The organism is Caproicibacterium sp. BJN0003 (assembly GCF_026314295.1).
In the GTDB taxonomy this organism is placed as follows: domain Bacteria; phylum Bacillota; class Clostridia; order Oscillospirales; family Acutalibacteraceae; genus Caproicibacterium.
Genome location: NZ_CP111108.1, coordinates 1,829,600 through 1,850,500 on the forward strand (window position 1 = coordinate 1,829,600; position 20,901 = coordinate 1,850,500).

A 20,901-nucleotide genomic window follows, 5' to 3' on the forward strand; every position below is an offset into this window, starting at 1 on the left:
TATGCCATTCAGCTTTCTTTTACAAGAACTGCATCAAAAGGCTGCGGAAAAGATAAAAGCGGCAAAAGCGCATCGTAGGATTATTGCCGTCGTGATTGTAGCTGCTCTTGTCACGATCGCCTTTTTCACCGTCAAAACGAATCTTGCGCGGAGCTCAGAGGTTGGAAACTCAGCACCCGCAAGCAATATAATGCAAAGCGCAGGGAACGCAGCCCAGCCAAACGGTGGCAATCAAACCGAAACCGCTATGCAGGCCAAAACACTTAAGCGCATTGAAAATGTTGCCTCTATTTTAGGTATTGCCGTATTGACATCGGGAGGCATGATAATCTATTACCAAAAAAAGAAAAAACGCGTTGCACCGCTTCCGGTACTGCGGAGTGAGGAGGAGACACATTGAAGCAGCGTAAAATTACGGCTTTCCGTATCATGTGTCTACTGATTGCCGTTGCTGTACTCGTTTTTCTGGGAAGCGGATACCGGATTATTATTTTGTTGCTCAGCATCTTCAGCGCTCTGGTTTTTGGGCGTCTCTGGTGCGGCTATGTCTGCCCGCTGGGCTTTTATCAGGAACTGCTTTCAATGCTTCGGAAAAAACTGCATATTCCGACGTTCCACGTGTCATTAAAGGTGAAATCCTATTTGCGTCCGCTGAAATGGATCATACTTGTATATTTTCTGGCCAGCGTTTTGTTTTTTGGGCTGCGCCCAGTTATGTATATACGGCCCGACCTTTCCTTCAGCAGCGCAGATATGAGTATCTATAAAATCATTATTGTCGGTATTGTAACGGGAATTTGTTTTCTGAAAGAAAGGGCGTTCTGTAAATACTGTCCGCTAGGGACACTCCGGGGCTTTGTCAATAAAATCAGCTTCGGAAAAATTAAAAAGGACGGTACGGCGTGTACACACTGCCGCGCTTGTCTTGAATGTTGTCCAATGGATATCCGCTCCATTTATGAAGAACGCAACAAATCCGATATCACTCACTCGGATTGTATCTACTGTATGAAATGCATTGAGGCATGCCCGGAGCAGGATGTGCTTTCCTTTACCCTGTTTGGGAAAAAGGTATTGTCATCCAAACGTAATAGTAAGCAGGTGAAATAATGGAAGAGCGTACATTAGAACGTTATAAGCGAAATATTTCGCGCGTTTCGGCTGGTTCACTGAAACAGTTGACATCCATAGGAGATGTTCCCAAGGGGCTTGAATATTTTACGAATGTTCTTAAAAGAACATTCGTCGATTTTGAAAAGGATGACAACGAGTACATAGGTAGCTACTGCGTGATGGTGCCGGATGAAATGATATACGCATTCGGCTACAGGCCGCTGCGCTTATGCGCTGGGCACAGCGTTGCGGCGATGATCGGGGATGAGATCGTCCCGCGTGATGCCTGCCCAGTCCTGAAGGCAACTGCCGGTTTTCACGCAATGCGCGTCATGCCGATCTATCAGCAGTGCAGGCTGGCAGTGCTGCCGATGACCTGCGATGGCAAGCGAAAAAGTGCTGCGCTTTTGTCGCAGTACCTTCCGGTTATTCCCTTGCCGATTGAAATGGATAAGTCGGAGGAACGCTTTGCGCAGAACCTGCAAAACATGCATGCTCTCATGAAAAGTATTTCCAAAGAAACGGGCCGCAGGTTCTCCAACCGGAAACTGATTGAATCCTGCAAAAGCATTAATGCGGCACAGCAGGAAGCATATAAACTATACGGCTTGCTCTCATCCGACAATCCGCCTGTCACGGGTTCACAGGTTATGGCTGTGCTGAACAGCTATTGCTATGATACGCCGGAAAGCTGGGCGCAGCACGCGAAAATACTAAATGCCGGACTTTCCCAAAAAGCAGCTGCCATGCAGCCTTTGAAAAGGAAAAAGCCGCGTATCTTTATCGCAGGCTCTCCCATTACATTTCCAAACTATAAACTGCCGTTTTTGATGGAAGGTCTGGGGGCACAGATTGTCGGAGACGAGACGTGTATGGCGGGGAGGCTTTTATATGACCCCGTTGTTCCTGATGAGTACAGTACAGACGGCATCTTACGTGCGCTTACGGCGCGATATGTCTGCGCATGTACGTGTCCGGTATTCGAGCAGACGGACGATCGCCTCAGCAGTCTCACAGAAAAACTGCGTCAGACGAAAGCGGAGGGCGTTATTTATCATATCCTGCGCGGCTGCACGCCTTACGACTTCGAATTGTCCATGGTGGAACAGCTGGCAGATAAGCTTGATATTCCGGTTCTGCGTGTGGAAACAGATTTCTCCGCCGAGGATGCAGAACAGGTAAAAATCCGTCTGGAAGCGTTTGTTGAATTGATAGAACAAAGGAGATAAATACATGGGAAACTATTATGTGGGACTGGATGCCGGTTCGACATACCTGAAGGCGGCATTGATAAAGGATAACTGTGTTTTAGGCGCTGAACTTCTTCCAACAGGCATCGACTGTGAGGAAACTGCGGCCAAATTGCTGGAAAAGATCTATGCGAGCCAAAGTATCACACGCAATGATATCGCCGTAATCACCGCAACCGGATACAGCAGGCGCAGTATCGGCCTCGCAGATGCCACAATTTCAGAAATCACCGCTCATGCCTGCGGTGTACAATTGACAGCCCCTGAAAACGTGCATCCGCGCTTGATCATTGATATCGGAGGCCAAGACAGCAAGATCATCAGCCTTGGCCCCGATGGACATATCGTGAATTTTACAATGAATGATAAATGCGCCGCTGGAACAGGAAAGTTCTTGGAGGTCGTGGCTGATCTTCTGGAAACTACCATTGATCAGATTGCTTCGCTTGCGAAAGAGAGTACAGATCCCTGTCAAATCAACAGCACCTGCGCCGTTTTTGCCCAGACGGAAGTGATCTCTCTTCTTGCTCAAAAGAAAAGCCGAAGTGATATCCTTGCAGGTATGCATATAGCCATGGCAAACCGTATCGCCAAAATGGCGCGTAAATATAAGTCGGATGGCGATGTGATGATGACCGGAGGCGGCGCTAACAATGATGCTCTTCGATCTGCGTTGGAAGATGAACTGATGTGCGATATTTACAAGGCAAATTATCCGCAGTTCAACGGCGCAATCGGAGCTGCTTTAATTGGCATGCATAATACTGAAAAAATGCAGGTCCAAATTTCTTAATTTAGCATATAAAATTAAATATCAGAAAAGGCAAACTGGCCGAAAGGCAGGGGCATAAAGCCAAGAGTCTAAGGTAAATAAACGTACTATGATAGTCTGGTTGCAAAAAACATATCTTGACTCTGCCACTCCGGATAGAGTCAAGATATGTTTTGATTATGAATGATAAAACTATGACAGGAGTGATATTACGACGGAAATCAAATGGGTATTATGCCCTGTTTGTAATAACAAGACACGTCTAAAAATCCGTGAGGATACAATCCTTAAAAACTTTCCGCTATTTTGTCCCAAGTGCAAACATGAGACACTAATAAATGTACGACATCTGAAAATATCAGTTATCAAAGAGCCAGCCGCTGAGACGCAGAGCCGATAACATGTGAGATTAATCACAGTTATCGGCTCTCCTTGTACATGATCTATAAAGTTGATTGTACTTGTGGTTAAGTTAGTTCAAATACTATCCCTTGTTTTCATGGCGGAGTTCTTTCCAAATACCTCTTGCTGATGCAATAGCAATTTGCTGTTCTTGCTCGTTAGCATCCCGGAACTCCCGAATAAATTGTTCCTGCTCTGGCGTACCAGTTACATCCTCGGGACGAAAAATAAGATCAGCTGGAATACTTAATTCTTGAATGATTTTATAAAGGACCTCAAATGTTGGATTTCGTTTTCCAGTTTCAATGGCAATGATGGTTCTTAAAGAAACTTCTATTTTGTCAGCAAGCGCTGTTTGTGTCATTCCGCGCGATATACGGGCTCCTTGAATGATAGTACCCATTCGCTTCATGTCATAGTGCATTATGTATCACCTCTTATCTAAGTTTAGTAGAAAAAAGATGATTACATAATGTGGTTGTGCGTCATATTTGCATGCAACATATTTCACAAAAAACAACAGCCGGACAAGGCAAGAAAAAAAGACTGCTTTGGCGGGTTATATTAATGCATCCAAAATCAAATGAGTCACCTGCCAAAGCAAACTGAAAGGAGCTTTGGCAGATGTTGTTTTTACTACCAAAATACCACTTTTATAGAAAGGTGGCAGTTTAGCAGATGGCCTGAATATTCTATGGGCAACCTTCCAAGGTAATCGCTTAAAAAAAGTTATTGCTCCATAAGGATAAATTCTAACCTTGCATATGCAAGCTATGACATAATAGTATGTAATTTGTATCAATTTCGACGTACCATGCGGAGGATATTCTGCTTTGGTACGTTTTTTATCTTCTTTTCTCTGGATAAATATTTCTGGTACGTTATATCGACGCGGTGTGATATAAAGCCCCTCTGCCGCTCCCCTCCATCCTCTGTTTCGATTTGCCCAAGCCTAAAAATCGAAACGGAGGAAAAGAAAATGGTCAAGATCAATCTGCGGGACTATTATCCCGATTTTTATACCACCGACTGCATCATTGAGGTACCGGACGAGGTTGCGGCACTCATGGATTCCTATGAACACGCCGAAGCCGCCTACTATCTGCGGAGATACCGTCATAAGGCGTATTACTCTCTGGATCGCGGCGACGGCATCGAGCGTGACATCCTGTTCGTGTCCCTGTCCCCCTGCGAAATCTATGAGCGCAAAGTGACGGCTGAGCAGCTTCACGCTGCCATCGTCGCCTTGCCGGATAAGCAGGCCAAGCGCATCTATGCTCATTACTTCTTGGGAATGAGCAAAAGTGCCATTGCTAAGGCAGAAGGGGTAAATAAAAGTCAAATCTCACGTTCTATCAATAAGGCGCTGAAAAATATGGAGGCAGTCCTCAAAAATTTCATTTAAGGGAGCAACTTTTGCCCTGAAGATGAAAAGGTTTATGAGGGATATGTTTTTATTCTTCGCTGAACCTTGAAAATCGAATAAGGGACAAGCCGGATACATACCGCAAGCAGCGGCATACAGGGAGCCGGGCGGCGGGTGCGCCACGATCTTTCCTTACGCGGGAGAGGGTGATTGGATATCAGCGTAACGGAAAGGGAGCGAAAAACACCAGCGCCGCAGGCAGAGCAGCGTCTTTCAGACGCAAGGCAGCTCTGCGGAAATTATCTGTATGTAATGAAACTTCCGTTCAGTCACAGTCCGAGCGTGATAAAACCGTCGCAGGCAATGAGAACGGCCCGCCATCATCATGGGGGGAGGTGCAATTCCTATGGTAACAGGTACGCCGCCTGTTCGTCCGGAATGTCTGTAAACATAAAAGCAAATCGAAACAAAGGGACAGCCGCGCCGAAACGTGCCAGCCGTATGGCTGCTCAAACCTGTATCGGCGCGGCTGTCATCTTTTATATTGGATATGGTTTGAAATGGAGGTGTCTCTTTATGGAGCAAGCCACACCATGCGGAAAAGCAAATACCTCTTACAAGGAAGTCAAGATCGGGAATACGCTGTATCGCGTGACCAGCGTGTTTTCCGGTGAAAAGGACCTGGGGCATACGCTGGAACAGCTCGCCGTCCGGCGCGCCATGACAGAGCTTACACCGCCCCGCGTCCCTTCTGCTTCTTAACGATAAAACCCTCTCGGCCAGCCGCATCCTTGCGCGGCGAAAGCTCCCGCGTTATCCTGATGATGTTCGAGAGCCATAAAACCGCACGGGGTATGATGCTGAGATGATCGGGAGGTAAAACATAGATGATCGAAAAAACATACAACGTGGGCATCTACTGCCGACTGTCCAACGACGATGAGCGCGACGGCGAATCCGCCAGCATTGAAAATCAAAAGTTGCTGCTCCAACGGTATGTCCGTGAGCGCGGCTGGAATGAAATCGACGTATATACCGATGACGGTTATTCTGGAACGAATTTTCAACGCCCCGGTGTCCAGCGGTTGATTGAGGATGCCAAGGCAAAGCGCATCAACGTGATTTTGGTCAAAGACCTGTCGCGTTTCGGCAGAAACTACATTGAATTCGGGCAGTACACGGATTACCTGTTTCCTTCCATCGGGTGCCGCTTCATCGCGCTGAACAACGGCATCGACACGGAAAGCACCAACGGCAGCACCGATGTCATGTGCTTTTTGAACTTATTTAACGAGTTCTACAGCCGGGATACCAGCAAAAAGGTCAAGGCCGTGAAGAAAGCGTGTGCGGAGGATGGGAAATTCATGGGTACTTACCCCGCCTATGGGTACAAGCGCGATCCTGCGGATAAGCACCATCTTGTGATCGACGAAGAAACCGCGCCGGTTGTGCGCCGGATCTTCGCCATGCGCTGTCAGGGCATGGGGTTTTGGTCCATTGCCGTGGCACTCAACGAGGAAGGAATTCAGCCGCCCGGAGTGCTGTACTATCAGCGCAAGGGGCGAAGCGACCCGCGTAAGGTCAACCACCAGTGGGCCAATACCACCGTTCAGGTTATCCTCCGAAACGAGGTCTACATCGGCAATATGGTGCAGGGCAAACACGGGACGCTCTCGTATAAATCCCGCAAGCTCATTGTAAAGCCGGAGGATGAATGGATACGGGTGGAAAACACTCACGAAGCAATCGTTCCCCGCGACGTGTGGGACACGGTTGTTAGCATCGACCAAAAGAAAGTGCGGAAATCTCCCGCCGCCGCAGGCAGAAAAAGCATTTTCACCGGCCTTGTCTACTGCGCCGACTGCGGCTTCAAAATGCGGTCCCACAATGAGACGCGCAAGTACAGCGACGGCCATACGCAGGTATTTCACTCCTTCATCTGCGGCAACTACAGCCGCAGCGGGAAAACCGCCTGCACTGTCCACATGATTTATGAGGATGTCTTGAGTAAGCTCGTGTTGGCGGATATCCGGGAAAAGGCACAGTATGCGGAGTATGACCGGGATCGGCTTGTGGCGCAGATCACCCGGCTGAAGGACAAAGAAAACCGTAGCCGCCTGTCTTCTTATGAACAGGAACTGAAAACGGCGACCGCCCGTGTTTCGGAGCTGGAAAAGCTGATGCAAAATCTTTATGAGGATAAATGCAAAGGCATCATCCCGCAGACCGTATTCCAGACCCTGATGCAAAAATATGAATCCGAGCGCGCGGAAAAAGCCGCCGCCATCCCGGAACTGGAACAAAAGGTCAAGGCGCAGCTTGGAAACCGGCAGGACGCGGACCGCTGGACGGATATTATCCGGCGCTACACAGAAATCACGGAATTGGATGAAACCATCCTGTTTGAACTGGTGGACCGCATTGAAGTGGGCGAAACCCAAAAGCAGGGCGACCTTCGCATCTGCGACATCAAGGTGCATTACCGTTACGTCGGGAATGTGGACGAGGCGCTGACGCAGGAAAAGAGGGAGCGTTATGAAAAAGCTGTATAAGGTCGGCATCTACTGCCGCCTGAGCGTGGACGACGCTTCCAATTCCGCAAAAGCAAAAAATTACATTCCCGCCGACGAATCCGTCAGCATTGAGAATCAGCGGGAGATTCTCGCTAAATTTGTGATGCTGAACGGCTGGACCGAGGTAAAAACCTACACCGACGACGGATACAGCGGCGGCAACTTCCAGCGCCCCGGTTTTCTGGAGCTGCTGGAGGATGCCAAAAAGGGCATTATTAATCTCATTCTTGTCAAAGACTTATCCCGCCTGGGGCGTGACTTTGTGGAGGTGGGACGGTATACGGACATTGTTTTTCCTTCCCTAGGATGCCGTTTCGTTTCCGTACTTGACTGTCTGGATACTGAGGGCGGCAACACCGACATGCTCCATTTCCGCAGCTTGATGAACGACTACCATTTGAAGGATTTAAGCGAAAAAATTAAGTCCGTGCGGCACGCAAAAATGAAAAGTGGACAGTTCCTTTCCGCTTACGCTCCCTACGGTTATTGCAAAAGCGAGAATGACAAGCATAAGCTGGTGATCGACGAATATGCTGCCGCCGTTGTGCGTAGAGCCTTTGACATGCGGCAGAAAGGCGCGGCCTATGGCAAAATCGCTGCCGCTCTCAATTTGGACGGTATTCGTTCTCCACGTGGATACTGGCACAGTCTTTACGGAACCGGAGAGTGCCAATATTCACAGCTTTGGACCTGCTCAACCGTGAAAAATCTCCTGAACAACGAGGTTTACCTTGGCAATCTGCTTATGAACTACACCGGCTCCCGTTCCTATAAGGACGGCACGATGATCTACAAGCCGGAAACCGAGTGGATACGCTGTGAGGCAACCCATGAGCCGATCATTATGCGGGAAGAATGGGAGGCTGTACAGGAAATCAACCGCGCCGCAAGTTTCCGTGTGGCAAACAACCGAGAACCGACCCGAAGCCTTTTCTCCGGCAAGCTGGTCTGCGCCGACTGTAAAAGCCCTCTTATAGCAAATGCAGAAACGCACCGGCGTAAAAACGGCACCGTAAAACGCTATGTTTCATACTACTGCGGGCGATACGTCAATTCAGGCCGGAGCGTTTGTTCCTGGCATCGGATATATGAAATGACGCTGGTTCAAATTGTGATGGCTGAAATTAAAGCCCACGCCGAGGCCATAAGTTTGGATGAGGCCGGTGTGTTGGAGAAACTCAAAAGCCGGATGGCACAGTATGACGAACAGCGCATGGCGAATACCCGTCAGGACATCGGCAAACTGCGCCGCCGCTTGCAGGAATTGGAGAGCATGACCGCAAAGCTCTATGAGGACAAGGTGAGCGGGGCGGTCAGCGAAAGCACCTTCTCGGTGCTGATAGCAAAAAACGAACAGGAGCGCCTTATCAAAGCGGAACGCCTTGACGCGCTTCTGTCCGAAGTTAAAAAATCCGATCAGGATGCCGCCGACATTCAGAGTTGGGCGGCAATGATACGCAAATATCTGAACTTAAAGGAACTTGACCGGGAAACCATCGACGAACTGATAGACCACATTGAAATCGGCGAACGCACCGTTGTTGACGGAAAGCGCAGGCAGGATGTAAAAGTGTTCTATCGTTTTGTCGGGCAGGTCAACCGGGAACTTGATATGCAATGAAAATAGGCCGTCTTACAGGTTTTGAGAGTCTTTTAGCACGACGTTCCCCAATAACGTACGTTATCTTGAGTTCGGGATAATAGTGGCAAGCAATGCATCGTGGGACCCACGATGCCCATTTCCCAATTTTTCGCTTGCGCGAAAACCGGGAAATTGCTTGTTGGTGGCAGGCCCCCAATCCCCTCTGATCGCACAATAAATTGTGCGGCTGCGCGTCCTGCGGACGCTTCCGGGAGCATGGACAGCTCAACGCTGCCCATGTTCTTTTTCTTTCTCCGCTTCGCGCCTGTCGGTGCCGAGTAAACGATCCACATTGGCCTTGACGGTAAGCAATTCTTTCATCTCGTCACGATCATTACGGTAGTCGGCATAAGCCGCCTTTTTCTCTGTCAGAAGCGCCGCGTATTCGGCCTGTAAGCTCTTGACGGTGGGGATCTTTTTCACTTCCAGCTCATCAAACGCTTTCTTCGCCGCCTTGTGCAAAAGGATATCGCTCTCATGCTCCGAAAGAAACTTTTTTGAATACCCCGCCTTGCGATAGGTAACATAGGTGTCGCGGGTCTTGGCGTAATTGACGATCTGTGCTTTCAAAACGGCAATCTCGGCCAGCCGTTTTTCAGCCGCCTTGATTTGTGCGGAAAGCTCATTGTACCGGGCGGTTGCCAAAGCCGTTTTAGCGGCCAACGCATCGTACTCCAGCAGATTGTGCTCGGTCAGATAGTTCAATGTTTGCGCCATCTGCTTGAGGTTGAACACCTTGGCCCAGCGTTCATAACCGATGCCTTTCCCTGCGCGGAGCTTGGCCTGAATATCCACCAGCAGATTGACTTGTTTTTCCGACGTGGGCCGGATGATTTTTTTGCGCGGTGTGTGTGCTTTTTCGCCGGAGAGGACGGCCCGAAGCTCTGCTTCACTGTAGCCGCTGCCCAGCGTATCCAGCCGGATAAACCGCTTCTGATTTTTGCCGCGCAGGGCGAGCGTTTTTCCCGGTTTGATTTCATATCTGGCTTCCCGCAAGAGCTTCAGGAGCGCGTCAAAATCGGCGGGCTTTTGATCTAAAGCCGTGTCTATTGCCATACGCAAAAGCTCCCGGTTGGAGGGCTTTGCCTGATCGCCCAGCCACTTGTTATAGCTCTTGCCGTGCCGCTTCGGATTCTCCACAATGGACAGACAGTTCTCGATGCACAGCGTATCATTCAGCCGCCGCACGGCTCTGGTGCTTCCCCAAAAGTTTCGGAACTTCCGTGTGCAGTCGAGGGACGTGGAATTCCAGATGATATGATTGTGAATGTGGTGTTTGTCAATGTGGGTGCAGACGATGAAAGCATGTTTCCCGTTCGTAAAGCGTCTGGCAAGCTCACAACCGATTCGGTTTGCTTCCTCCGACGTGACCTCGCCGGGGACAAAGGACTGCCGGAGATGATAGGCAATCACATCATCCGCGCCGCGCGTCCTGCCGGTGAGCGCGGCATACTGCCGCTTGGAGAAAAGGAACTCGGCGTCGGCTGTCCGGCTGTCGCATTCATAGCCGGTGATGAGTCTGCCGTAATCCGTTTTCTCCGGATTTTCCGCGTAATCAATAATATCGCTGATTGCCGTGCCGACATCCCGGCCCTTGCCGGTATGCAGTGGCATCAGCCGCGTTGTTGCCATGAACAAAACCTCCTTCCTGAACTAATAATTGGCGCAGGAGTTTTAATCCCTGCGCCGATTATTGTCGTTATAATGGTTATTTCTTTTTTATCATCCCGGAAACGTACATAATCAATTCCTCTGGTGTGGGAATATCCATTTCCCTTGGAATACTGTTCCAAAACGCTTTGATCTTAGGGTCCGTACTGCACAGACCGTTTATCATTGCAATCTGCATCTGCTTTCTTACATACTCGATTGTTACCCCTTCCCGTTCTGCAATTGTTCTGATGGCATTTTCCGCTATTATCTGTTTCTTTTTATTCAAGTTATCGCTCCTCGCCAGAATAATTTTTTTGTGTTTATCAGAATAACATAGTAAAAATTATGCCGTTTCTTTATTTCTTCCTGTTCCCTCAAGCATAGAAAAATGTATTGCCCGTTATCGGAAAATGGCGGGCAATACGTACAACACATGGATGCAGCGCAGATAAAAAGCAAGGAAGGATACAGCGTATCGCATTTCAGTTCTTGCTATCCTCGCAGGCAGAGCCTGTCCTTAAATTGCCTGTGGCAATTACGCCATCCACGACATTGCCCCGTGATTGCTCAGTATGATTCCTGATAATAACCCTGTTATAAGAAATACAATTCCTTCCGCTTTTTTTAGCGTGGTATAAAGCCCGGTCCACACGGTTACAAAAGTCAATAAACGAATCGTCTGCCTGCGGTATACCCGTTTTCATGCCAATGCTTATAGATAAGTAATGGAAAGAGCCTGTACATGCCTTGATTTTCAAACCTGTGAGAGTTGAAAGAAGAAGCTGTGCCATTTTTACAATATGATCGTTACCTGTATCCGATAGGAAAATTAAAAACTCATCTCCACCAATCCGGCCTATAATATCGGTTTCTCTTTTGAAACAAGTTTTTATGTTATGCGCTACTTGTTTTAGAATATCGTCACCTTTCAAATGACCCAATGTATCGTTGTAACTTTTAAAATAGTCAACATCTATCAAAAGCAAGCCAACATTCTTTTTTTCGCGTTTGCAGAACGCCCAAGCTGTGGAAACGGCTTGTTCCAGACCGTTTCGATTAAGAAGCTGCGTTAAGCTGTCTGTAGTAGCTTCAATCTTCAAATGATTTAGAGTCTCAATTTCATTCGTGGCCGCCTGAATAAAATCATGGGCATTCTTTCTGGAAAGCAAAAACGCACCAACATTTATCAAGACAAGAATAAAAAACGATTCCGGATGTATTTGTTTATAAACGAGTAGCACGGCCACAATGATTGTTGCAGCAAGGAATATCAGAGTTGCGTTCCTATCGGAAAACACGAACAGCAAAAAGGAAAAAAGAAGTAGGACGGAGCAAAGCACAGAAAAGCGGATAGATAGAGCCTCATTTCCAAGCGACGGAACTATTAGCAGAAATGCCGTCATTATGACGATAGGAATAGCGATACCGATTCTCCGACGGTTGTAACCCTTTACCTTATCTCTAATTTGTTGCTCAACATAATTTTTCTTATCCATCACGATATACTCCATTTCAAAGATGCCAATATTCTCGCTTGGTTTTTCTCCTTCACCATATTCGCATTACCAATACGATAAATTATAACTCCAACAATGTGTTTAAGTCAATCTCACCATTACATAAACTAATATTATGAGGTGGTGTTAGCTTGAAGGACAAAAAGCAAATTAACATTGAGGTTGGCACTCGTATCAAGTGCGCAAGGGAAAAAGCAGGATTAACACAGGATCGGTTTTCTGAATTGATCGGAATGGGGCCAAAAAGTGTTTCTGCTCTGGAGCGGGGAACGGTGGGAATATCTCTTTCCACTCTACAGCGTATTTGCCAGGTATTGTCCATCTCCAGCGATGATATTCTGTTCGACAATGATATAGCAGAGAATGATGCGCAGATGTTAACCACGCGCCTTACGCGATTATCTTCGGAACAGTTTGAAATCACCAAAGAGATTTTGAACAAGCTCTTTGAAGCATTTGCAATCTCAGGTAAATAACAAGAAAAGGCGGCCTGCGTAATACGCAGGCCGCCTTTTCTAACCTGTGATAAAATCTCGAAGCGCGTAGTTTGCGTCTTGCAGTTTCCCAATCAGCCACGCTGCCGCTATCGGGATTCCATATGGACTGATGAGAAATGCCATTACCAGCACTATAATTCCATTCGTAATCGCTCCGGTAATCAGAACCAACACACCGAGGATGCCGAGAATCGTTCCGGCAAGGCCGAGTATGAAAGCGGAACAGTATAGCAGACCAGAGCAAATCCAGACGAGCAGCGTAAGCACCACGACGATGGGAACGGCGAGTATTTTCAATATCAGCCTCATCATATCGGCCTCCTTTTTTATTTTCTGATACTACCATACTGCTCCGAATAATTTTTTGCAAGGATGCGGCAGAAAAATAATGGGGCGGCTTACATGCCGTAAACCGCCCCATTTTCCGGGGTATACGCCCCTATTTTAATTTTGCAAGCGCGACGAGGATATCAGTAGTCGCCCGCCATAACCGTTCCTGATTTTGGACGATATCCTCCAAATCCGCGTCGTAAACGCGCCCTGTTTCATGCACCCGTTTTGTGAGCTGGTTTAAGTTGTTGCTGGACCGGCGCAGGAGGGAAACCATCTCCTTCAACTCCGGCAGTTCCAGCCTGATGACATAGCCGTCGATGGAGATTTTGCGGAGATACGCCGCCATATTTTTCGTGCCAAGCTGCGCCATCTTCTGTTCGATCATTTCACGCTCCTGCGGGGTAACACGAAACTTGAGCTGAATTTGCCGGTTGCGGTTAGCCATGTCACAGCTCCATTTCTTTGCCCTTGGATGAGGCAGGCGGCTTTGGCTCGGCCTGTGCTTTTTGCAGCTTTTTTCGCACGGACGGCTTGCGCTGGCGAAGAGGCTGGTCGCGGTTTTCATCCTTTTGGATGAACGCGAAAATTCCTTTCCGATCCTTGAGTGCGGAAAAGGACAGAGATTTGAACGGCAGCAGCGTGAACAGCCGGTCCTGGTCTTTGGTGGAAGCACGGATCAGAAAATCCGGCGAAATCTGCGCCATGAAATGCGTACCGCTGGGGCTGTTCGGTTCACGCTCGGATTGCAGACGCCGGAGCAGCCGCGCGGCCTCCGACTGAATGTCCTCTTTGGTCAGAGGCTGGGTCAGCAGATAGTCCCGCCGCGCCTGATTGATGAAAAGGTCTACCAGACCGGGATGCGCTCTATCTACGATAAATTCCCGGTTTCGATTATCCCCAAAGACAGGAATCGTCCGCGCCCAATCCTTATTTCTGCGGTCAATGCGCCCATCCCAATCTTTCTCGCGGACAGTGTTCGCAAGCACATAGAGAGTGCGGTCAAATCCAAACTCGGCAATGACCTGTTTTGTGGTGTCGCTGCCGAGACAATTATTGCGGTAGTTGTCCCGGATGGCGTCATCGATGGCATCCCGGCAGGCAATGTTTGCCTTGTGGGACGCACGGTAAATCTCCAGTTCATTATGCTCACGGGCGTAAGTCGCCGGATATTTGTAGACGGGAGTGTTTAAAAGTGTCTGACGCTGCGCCGCCTCCATCTGTAACACGGCATTGGCTTTATCCGTGATGCAGTCCAAAACCGTCTCCATATATCCGGTTTCCCGGCTTTCAAACTCCGAAAAAATATCTCCAAGGGGGCTGGGAGATTTCAGAAGCGCGGACGCCTGTTCATCAGTCAGATCGTTGCTTTCAAGGGACATCAGGATATCCTCCCGCACAGTGTATTCATAGACTTGTTTCAGAATTTCCTCCGGTGCCTGCGTAAGCAGCTTTTTCCGGAAGTCGTCCTGCTCCGCAAACATTTTTTCGTACAGCGCGGTATTCAGTTCTTCACTTGTCATATTATCTTGCCTCCATTTCTTTTTTGTGGGGTTTCTCTGCCAAACTGTGAACACAAGGCTTTTTCAGGCTCTCCAGCACGGAGGGCCTTTCGCTTTTCTCCAGAATCTCCGACGCCTGCCGTTGGGCGGGGGCGCGGCTGTCGATGTCCAGCAGCGCGTTCAGCTCCGTGAGGCGGGCGCTCTTTTGCGCAAGCTCCGCTTCCTGCGGGAACGGCTTGCCGATCTCGGCCTTTGCCGCCTCCGTCTGCGAATGGAGATTATCAAGCTGGGAGTGAAAATTCTGCAACCGCTTCGGCATATCGGAAAGTGCGTTGTCAATGCGGATGAGATTGCCCCGCGCGTCCTTGCCCAGCGTGACGCGGTGGGTCATCTGCCCTTTGAGGGTAAGGATAAAATCTTGTCCGAACCCCTCCACGGACAGAGACATGGTAAAGCCCCGGTAGCTGCCGATTTCCATAGGGTCAAGCCCTTTGACCTCCTTGCAGGCTTCCAGAATGGCGGCTCCGGCGTTGTCCTTGTCGGTCAGGGAATCGCCCCTCACCTCCATTCCGGAAAAACCGTCTTTGGGATGTGGGTGTGCTTCCAGCGTCGCCATATCCGTTTCCAGACCTTTGATGAAACCTTTGTTGCGCTCAATTTCCTCCGGAAAATATTTGAGCAGATTATCCTCCAACCGGAATTGTTGGCTCTGATGGTTTGCTTTCATGAGCTTCAGCTTGGCCACATCCATATCGAGGTCCATCTTCTCCTTGATCCGCTCGTCCCCGGCGCACAGGGCCTTGATCTCCGCATAGGAGAGCGCCGTTTCGTCGATGTCCTCACAGGAGCGTACCGGCGATTTGGAAGTCATGATCTGCGAAATAAACTTTTGCTTATTTTCCACAGTTTGCCAGAGGTACGAATCGAATGTCCCTTCGGTGACATAACGGAAAATATGCCCTTCGGGGTTGGTATTGTACTGCCGGATGATGCGCCCGGACCGTTGTTCCAAATCTCCCGGCCTCCATGGGCAGTCTAGATCGTGAGAGGCAATCAAAAGATCCTGCACGTTCATCCCGGCTCCCATTTTGGCGGTGCTGCCCATGAGAACGCGCACCTGACCAGCGCGCACCTTTGCGAACAGCTCTTTTTTCTTCACTTCGGTATCGGCGTCGTGGATGAACACGATCTCACCGGCGGGGACGCCCCGCGCAATGAGCTTATCCCGGATGTCCGAGTAAACGCTGAACGCTTCCGGCGCATCGGCCTCCGGCGTGGCATCCTGCAAAGCGTGAAGCTCCGTGCCGCCCGCGAGCTTCCCACCGGCCCGGACCGCCCGTTCTTCCTTGGCGGCGGCGCGACCCTTTGGGGTGGAAATGTCGCAGAAAATAAGCTGTGTCAGTTTTTTGTCCCGCCCATCGTGCCAGAATCGGAAAACGTTATAGACACACAGGTTGACTTTGCTATTGGGATTGTCGGGAAGCATCGGGTTGATGACGCGCTGGTCGAGGCCGAGCTTGCGCCCGTCCGACGTAATCTTGAGCATGTTGTCCAAATGTGGGTCGATGTTGCCGGAATGAACGGCGGCGGCCCGCTCCGAGAGCTTTTTCACCATCTCCTTCTGAAGCTCCGAGGGCTGCGCGACTTCGTTGTGGTACACGGCTTTCGGCGTGGGAAGATTGAGCTGGTCGGCGGTCTTGATGTCCGCCGCCTCCTTGAACAGCAGCATCAGCTCCGGTAGATTGTAGAACCGGGCAAAGCGCGTCCGCGCCCGGTAGCCGGTTCCCTCCGGGGCCAACTCGATGGCCGTCACGGTTTCCCCGAACGTGCTGGCCCAGCAGTCGAAATGAACGAGATTCCGCTCTTTCAGGGTTTCGTACTGGAGGTAACGCATCATTGTGTAAAGTTCGGTCATCGAGTTGCTGACCGGCGTCCCGGTGGCGAACACGACGCCCCGGCTGTGCGTGATCTCGTCGAGATACCGGCATTTCAGGAACATGTCGCTGGATTTCTGCGCGTCGGTGGTGGAAAGGCCCGCCACATTGCGCATTTTGGTGTAGAGAAACAGGTTTTTGTAGTTGTGCGCCTCATCCACGAACAGACGGTCTACGCCTAACTGCTCAAAGGTCACGACATCATCCTTGCGGGAGTTGTCGTTGAGGCGTTTCAACCGGGCCTCAAGCCCCTTTTTCGTACGCTCCAACTGCTTGATGGTAAACTGCTCCGCGCCGCTGTCTTTGAGTTCTTCCAGCCCGTTTTCAATCTCCCAAATCTGCTCCTGAATGAGCCGCTTTTGGCGTTCCAGAGAGACGGGGATTTTTTCAAACTGCGAGTGTCCCATGATGATCGCGTCGTAGTCGCCGGTGGCAATCCGGGCACAGAACTTTTTGCGGTTGCGTTTCTCAAAATCCTTTCGGGTAGTGACGAGAATATTGGCCGAAGGGTATAGCCGCAGGAATTCGGAAGCCCACTGCTCCGTCAGGTGGTTCGGCACGGCAAACAGGGATTTTTGGCACAGTCCCAGCCGCTTGCCCTCCATTGCGGCGGCGATCATTTCGTAGGTTTTGCCCGCGCCTACCACATGCGCCAGCAGCGTGTTCCCGCCGTAAAGCTGGTGCGCCACGGCGTTTAATTGATGCTCCCGCAGCTTGATTTCGGGGTTCATGCCGGGGAATACAAGATGCCGACCGTCGTATTCACGAGGGCGGCTGGAATTGAACAGCTCGTTATATTTTTTTGTCAGGGTCTGACGCCGCTCCGGGTCTTTCCAGATCCAGTCGCGGAAAGCATCCTTGATGGCCTGCTGTTTCTGCTGGGCGAGGGTGGTTTCCTTGGAATTGAGGACGCGGCGCTCCTTGCCGTCCGGGTCAACGACGGTATCGTAGATCCGTGTGTCCCGGAGATTTAGGCTGTCCTCCAGAATTCGGTAGGCGTTGGCCCGGTCGGTGCCGTAGGTGACGTAAGCCGCCACGTTGTTGTAGCCGACGCTGCTTTTATTGGAAACAGACCATTCCGCCGTAAACGAGGAATAGTTTACCCGGATGCCGTCGCGCACACCGGACGGCGGGTTGAGCAGTTCTTCCATGAACTGCTGAATGTACCCTTTGTCGATCCACGTCGCGCCGAGGCGCACTTCGATTTCCGAGGCATTGAGGTCCTTGGGCTGGGCGGCTTCCAGCGCCTCGATGTTGGGGGCGATTTTCTCCGCGAGGTCCGGCCGCATTTCCGCGAGGGCTTTCGCCAGACGCAGCTTGCGGCGCACGTTGCCGGACAGGTATTCATCTGCTGTGACGAACGGAATTTTCTCCAGATTATAAAATGCTTTGGGGACGCTTGCCGGGTCCTGTTCGCCCAAATCGTGGAAGATGACTCCCCGCAGCTCGTCGGCCAGCGCCTCCGGCGTCTTGCCGGTGAGGGAGGCCATGTAGTCCATGTCCACCCGCGCCTTTTCCGCGATGGAGAGCGAAAGAGCTTCCGACGCGGTGTCCACGGACGTGACGATTTTCCGCTGCCGGATGGTGCGTTTGGTGAACATGTCGGCCTTGCGCTCCAAATTCCCGTCCTCGTCGATCACTTCCAGTGAGCAGAGCAGATAATACGAAGAATCTTCCGCGAACGCGAGGCTGTTGCCGCGCGAGTTGATGAGGCCGTATTTTGCGGAAAAAGCGTCGTAGAGCCGGTTCAGCTCCGCTTGCGCCTGAAAAATCGCCGCATCTGCTGTGTATTCATCCAATTGGAGATTGATGAGCTTCTGCACACAGTCCCGCAGTTCCACCATGCCCATGACGCGGGCCTTGGCCGTTTCGTTCAGCTCCGGCCGCACCATGCGGGAATTCTCCCGGTAGTACACCTTGCCGTCTACGACGGTGTAGGAATAGTTTTTCACATTGGGATCTGCCGGGATGGAATCGTCAATTTCCTCATTCTCACCGAGATCCGGCAACTCCGTTTCCTCGATCTGCCCCTGAAGGTGGGAAATCGCCTCATGGAGCTGTTCGGAAAGATCGGCGTCGGGGAACGGTTCGCACGTCGTTTCCTTTTTATCGCCGTGCATTTTATCGTCCCATTTGACGGTCCCCAGCACCATTTCGGGATGATCGGCAAAATAGCTGTTGACGGGAATTCCATCTTCGGTCTGGCCGAGATGCACCCAATCCGGCTCGATGTCGATGGGCCGGTCGCGCTTTTGGAGAAAGAGAATATCGGTGGTGACTTCGGTTCCGGCATTGGCCTTGAAAGCGTTGTTCGGAAGCCGGATGGCCCCCAGTAGCTCCGCGCGCTGGGTGATGTACTTCCGCACCTCCGGCGACTGTTTATCCATCGTATAGCGGCTGGTCACGAACGCGATCACGCCGCCCGAACGCACCTGATCGAGCGTTTTGGCGAAGAAATAATCGTGAATGGGAAAACCGAGCTTGTCGTAGGCCCGGTCGGAAACCTTGTAGCTGCCAAACGGCACGTTGCCCACGGCCAAATCGAAAAAGTCTTTCCGGTCGGTGGTTTCAAAGCCCGCCACAGTGATGTTGGCGTTCGGATAGAGCTGCTTGGCGATCCGGCCCGTGATGCTGTCCAGCTCCACGCCGTATAAATGACTTCCAGACAGTTCTTCGGGAAGTAACCCAAAGAAATTTCCGACGCCGCAGGCCGGTTCCAGGATGTTGCCGGTCTGAAAACCCAGATTTCTCACGGCTTCATAAATGGCCTTGATAACGGTCGGGCTGGTGTAGTGGGCGTTCAGGGTGGAGGCCCGTGCCATTTCGTATTCCTCGGCAATCAGCGCGCCGACCAGTTCGGTATACTCCTTTGTCCACGAAGTGTTGTCCGGGTCGAACGCCTGCGGAATGCCACCCCAGCCGACATAGCGAGAGAGAGTTTTCTGTTCCTCCGGCGTTGCCGTGCGGCCCTCGGCCTCAATGGTTTTCAGAGTACGGATGGCCGCGATATTAAAGCCGTACTTGGTTTTTGCGCCGCCCTCGCCCAAATGATCGTCGGTGATACGAAAGTTTTCGGCGGCGGGCTGCTCCGGCGTAAACAGTGCGGCGTTGCGTTCATCCTGCCGGATGCCGTTTTCAAAGGCGTCGCGGCTGACCACCTCATGGCTCCACGAATAGGGGCCGGTGTCGATGCGCACGTCCTTTTCCCCGACGTACCCAACGGTGCCGGACAACTCCTGACCGCCGTAATCCAGCACTGCGTGATCGCCCGGTTGATAGGATGGTTTGTCCGCGAGATTTGCAGGCTCCCGCAGGACCGGCTCATGAGAAAAACCGTCCTGCTCCCGCTGATACAGGGCGCGGAGGATAGGAGCAATTTCTCCCCACTGAGCGCTCCGCTTGCTGTTGAACTTGTCGTGGATATTGACCTCGAAACCCGTGGTGGTGGCAAAGAGATCCGCCGTCTCGCAGGTGGTCAGCTCCATCGTTTCGGAAGTTCCGGCGTAGGTGTCGGAAAGGCGCTGGGCCACGCGGGTGTTGCCCTCATTTTCACGAAAATATCCCGCGATATTTTCCTTGTCCCGCTGTTCCAGCAGGCCGGAGGTCAGGGCCTCCCGCAGATCGGCGTCCGTGTGTCCCAAGTTCGCAGCCAGAAACTCCGTAATAGGACCGTTCCGGGAATCCCGGCGCAGCAGGTTTTCAAAGTTCTCCCGGCTTTCAGCGCGGAAGATGGGATAGGTAAGCGCCGGGTCGCGGAGCTGAATGTCATAGTCTCCGATTTCAGTAATTTCAAAGGGCTTATCGTCCAGATATACCGTATCGCCCACCTTGTAGGGAGGCTGGATTGCGGAGCTGTCGGGAACCTCTCGCTGTAACGCCGTCCACTGCTCGTCGGTGAGCGTCACGTCCACTTCATGGGAGGCATCACCGTTTCCGATGGTGATGGTGTCGCCGGTGCGGGTGATCGGCTGGCCGCTCAGATTGGGCGCTGTCTGTTCTTCCTGTGTGAAAAAACGTTCCTCCCGAATGAGCTGGGCGATGCACCGCTGCACCTTTGGCCACGGCAAATCCGTTGAGGTGCCGCCCTCGGTCACGGGAAAGGCCGGAAGATCGTCGCCGTACTCGGCGCGCAGGAACGCCGCCGTATCCTTGTCGCGGGCGTGTTCCCGCATATACTCGGCAACGGCGTGTTTGCTCTTGATGTCGCCGTTCCATTCCTGAATGGCGGCGTCAATGTCGGCTTGGGCCGTGTTGCGCTTTTCCGGCTTCTGCGGCACGGGTACAGAAAAAGCGGAGGGCTTTTCGCTCTCCGCTGCATCAATCCGCTGTATCTGTTCCTGCTCCGACGGA

Annotated in this window: 18 protein-coding genes and 1 riboswitch; of the genes, 10 read left to right on the forward strand and 8 right to left on the reverse strand. The window is 51.2% G+C overall.

Annotated elements, in window-relative coordinates:
• Position 1: 1 nt before the first annotated feature.
• The 5 genes from OP489_RS09090 (at position 2) to OP489_RS09110 (ending at position 3,535) form a co-directional block, all read left to right on the forward strand.
• Entirely contained in the window at positions 2-400 is a 399-nt protein-coding gene (locus OP489_RS09090) for a hypothetical protein (protein ID WP_013485811.1), read from the forward strand.
• Positions 397-1,110, forward strand: coding sequence for a 4Fe-4S binding protein (locus tag OP489_RS09095; RefSeq protein WP_013485812.1), 714 nt, complete (start codon positions 397-399; stop codon positions 1,108-1,110). The genes OP489_RS09090 and OP489_RS09095 overlap by 4 nt, the downstream gene beginning before the upstream one ends.
• Positions 1,110-2,342 (forward strand): 2-hydroxyacyl-CoA dehydratase subunit D, encoded by a 1,233-nt coding sequence (locus OP489_RS09100; RefSeq protein ID WP_013485813.1) that lies wholly within the window; start codon positions 1,110-1,112, stop codon positions 2,340-2,342. Before OP489_RS09095 ends, OP489_RS09100 begins: the two co-directional genes overlap by 1 nt.
• A gap of 4 nt (positions 2,343-2,346) precedes the next feature.
• A complete protein-coding gene (locus tag OP489_RS09105) occupies positions 2,347-3,156 on the forward strand; it encodes an acyl-CoA dehydratase activase (protein WP_266161668.1) in 810 nt (269 codons plus the stop codon).
• A 19-nt stretch (positions 3,157-3,175) separates the two neighbouring features.
• A riboswitch (cyclic di-GMP riboswitch) is annotated at positions 3,176-3,264 on the forward strand.
• 79 nt (positions 3,265-3,343) lie between these two features.
• Positions 3,344-3,535 (forward strand): cysteine-rich KTR domain-containing protein, encoded by a 192-nt coding sequence (locus OP489_RS09110; protein WP_013485815.1) that lies wholly within the window; start codon positions 3,344-3,346, stop codon positions 3,533-3,535.
• Positions 3,536-3,619: 84 nt separating this feature from the next.
• Here the strand turns inward: OP489_RS09110 and OP489_RS09115 are convergent, their stop codons facing one another.
• The gene (locus OP489_RS09115; protein ID WP_013485816.1) at positions 3,620-3,961 is read right to left on the reverse strand and encodes a helix-turn-helix transcriptional regulator; all 342 of its coding nucleotides are present in this window, start codon (positions 3,959-3,961) and stop codon (positions 3,620-3,622) included.
• A 555-nt stretch (positions 3,962-4,516) separates the two neighbouring features.
• Between OP489_RS09115 and OP489_RS09120 the strand changes: the two genes are divergently transcribed.
• From OP489_RS09120 to OP489_RS09135, 4 genes are all read left to right on the forward strand, one after another.
• Positions 4,517-4,942 carry a sigma factor-like helix-turn-helix DNA-binding protein gene (locus OP489_RS09120; protein WP_266161672.1) on the forward strand — a complete coding sequence of 142 codons (426 nt, stop codon included), beginning with the start codon at positions 4,517-4,519 and terminating at the stop codon, positions 4,940-4,942.
• A 537-nt stretch (positions 4,943-5,479) separates the two neighbouring features.
• Positions 5,480-5,665: a hypothetical protein gene (locus OP489_RS12320; RefSeq protein WP_013485818.1), complete on the forward strand. Its 186-nt coding sequence runs from the start codon at positions 5,480-5,482 to the stop codon at positions 5,663-5,665.
• A 125-nt stretch (positions 5,666-5,790) separates the two neighbouring features.
• On the forward strand, positions 5,791-7,455 hold the full coding sequence (locus OP489_RS09130) for a recombinase family protein (protein WP_266161674.1): 1,665 nt from the start codon (positions 5,791-5,793) through the stop codon (positions 7,453-7,455).
• Positions 7,439-9,097: a recombinase family protein gene (locus OP489_RS09135; RefSeq protein ID WP_266161675.1), complete on the forward strand. Its 1,659-nt coding sequence runs from the start codon at positions 7,439-7,441 to the stop codon at positions 9,095-9,097. Before OP489_RS09130 ends, OP489_RS09135 begins: the two co-directional genes overlap by 17 nt.
• A gap of 246 nt (positions 9,098-9,343) precedes the next feature.
• Here the strand turns inward: OP489_RS09135 and OP489_RS09140 are convergent, their stop codons facing one another.
• The 3 genes from OP489_RS09140 to OP489_RS09150 form a co-directional block, all read right to left on the reverse strand.
• On the reverse strand, positions 9,344-10,750 hold the full coding sequence (locus OP489_RS09140) for a relaxase/mobilization nuclease domain-containing protein (protein ID WP_180340660.1): 1,407 nt from the start codon (positions 10,748-10,750) through the stop codon (positions 9,344-9,346).
• Positions 10,751-10,826: 76 nt separating this feature from the next.
• The gene (locus OP489_RS09145) at positions 10,827-11,057 is read right to left on the reverse strand and encodes a hypothetical protein (RefSeq protein ID WP_180340659.1); all 231 of its coding nucleotides are present in this window, start codon (positions 11,055-11,057) and stop codon (positions 10,827-10,829) included.
• A 196-nt stretch (positions 11,058-11,253) separates the two neighbouring features.
• Complete coding sequence (locus OP489_RS09150) at positions 11,254-12,267, reverse strand: GGDEF domain-containing protein (RefSeq protein WP_180340658.1); 1,014 nt, start codon at positions 12,265-12,267, stop codon at positions 11,254-11,256.
• Between the two features lie 152 nt (positions 12,268-12,419).
• Here OP489_RS09150 and OP489_RS09155 point away from each other — a divergent pair, with 152 nt between their 5' ends.
• Positions 12,420-12,764, forward strand: coding sequence for a helix-turn-helix domain-containing protein (locus OP489_RS09155; RefSeq protein ID WP_180340657.1), 345 nt, complete (start codon positions 12,420-12,422; stop codon positions 12,762-12,764).
• A gap of 39 nt (positions 12,765-12,803) precedes the next feature.
• Here the strand turns inward: OP489_RS09155 and OP489_RS09160 are convergent, their stop codons facing one another.
• The 4 genes from OP489_RS09160 to OP489_RS12325 form a co-directional block, all read right to left on the reverse strand.
• Entirely contained in the window at positions 12,804-13,094 is a 291-nt protein-coding gene (locus OP489_RS09160) for a CD1845 family protein (protein WP_180342286.1), read from the reverse strand.
• Between the two features lie 130 nt (positions 13,095-13,224).
• A complete protein-coding gene (locus OP489_RS09165; protein WP_180340656.1) occupies positions 13,225-13,563 on the reverse strand; it encodes a plasmid mobilization protein in 339 nt (112 codons plus the stop codon).
• A 1-nt stretch (position 13,564) separates the two neighbouring features.
• The gene (locus OP489_RS09170; RefSeq protein WP_180340655.1) at positions 13,565-14,638 is read right to left on the reverse strand and encodes a DUF3849 domain-containing protein; all 1,074 of its coding nucleotides are present in this window, start codon (positions 14,636-14,638) and stop codon (positions 13,565-13,567) included.
• Position 14,639: 1 nt separating this feature from the next.
• Complete coding sequence (locus OP489_RS12325) at positions 14,640-20,723, reverse strand: DEAD/DEAH box helicase family protein (RefSeq protein WP_323135434.1); 6,084 nt, start codon at positions 20,721-20,723, stop codon at positions 14,640-14,642.
• Between the last annotated feature and the right edge of the window lie 178 nt (positions 20,724-20,901).

Coding starts and splice junctions, on each gene's coding strand:
- OP489_RS09135 (WP_266161675.1), top strand. CDS start 7,439: ATGAAAAAGCTGTATAAGGTCGGCATCTACTGCCGCCTGAGCGTGGAC.
- OP489_RS09105 (WP_266161668.1), top strand. CDS start 2,347: ATGGGAAACTATTATGTGGGACTGGATGCCGGTTCGACATACCTGAAG.
- OP489_RS09160 (WP_180342286.1), bottom strand. CDS start 13,094: ATGAGGCTGATATTGAAAATACTCGCCGTTCCCATCGTCGTGGTGCTT.
- OP489_RS09115 (WP_013485816.1), bottom strand. CDS start 3,961: ATGCACTATGACATGAAGCGAATGGGTACTATCATTCAAGGAGCCCGT.
- OP489_RS09130 (WP_266161674.1), top strand. CDS start 5,791: ATGATCGAAAAAACATACAACGTGGGCATCTACTGCCGACTGTCCAAC.
- OP489_RS12320 (WP_013485818.1), top strand. CDS start 5,480: ATGGAGCAAGCCACACCATGCGGAAAAGCAAATACCTCTTACAAGGAA.
- OP489_RS09170 (WP_180340655.1), bottom strand. CDS start 14,638: ATGACAAGTGAAGAACTGAATACCGCGCTGTACGAAAAAATGTTTGCG.
- OP489_RS09090 (WP_013485811.1), top strand. CDS start 2: ATGCCATTCAGCTTTCTTTTACAAGAACTGCATCAAAAGGCTGCGGAA.
- OP489_RS12325 (WP_323135434.1), bottom strand. CDS start 20,723: ATGCGGGAACACGCCCGCGACAAGGATACGGCGGCGTTCCTGCGCGCC.
- OP489_RS09100 (WP_013485813.1), top strand. CDS start 1,110: ATGGAAGAGCGTACATTAGAACGTTATAAGCGAAATATTTCGCGCGTT.
- OP489_RS09165 (WP_180340656.1), bottom strand. CDS start 13,563: ATGGCTAACCGCAACCGGCAAATTCAGCTCAAGTTTCGTGTTACCCCG.
- OP489_RS09150 (WP_180340658.1), bottom strand. CDS start 12,267: ATGGATAAGAAAAATTATGTTGAGCAACAAATTAGAGATAAGGTAAAG.
- OP489_RS09140 (WP_180340660.1), bottom strand. CDS start 10,750: ATGGCAACAACGCGGCTGATGCCACTGCATACCGGCAAGGGCCGGGAT.
- OP489_RS09120 (WP_266161672.1), top strand. CDS start 4,517: ATGGTCAAGATCAATCTGCGGGACTATTATCCCGATTTTTATACCACC.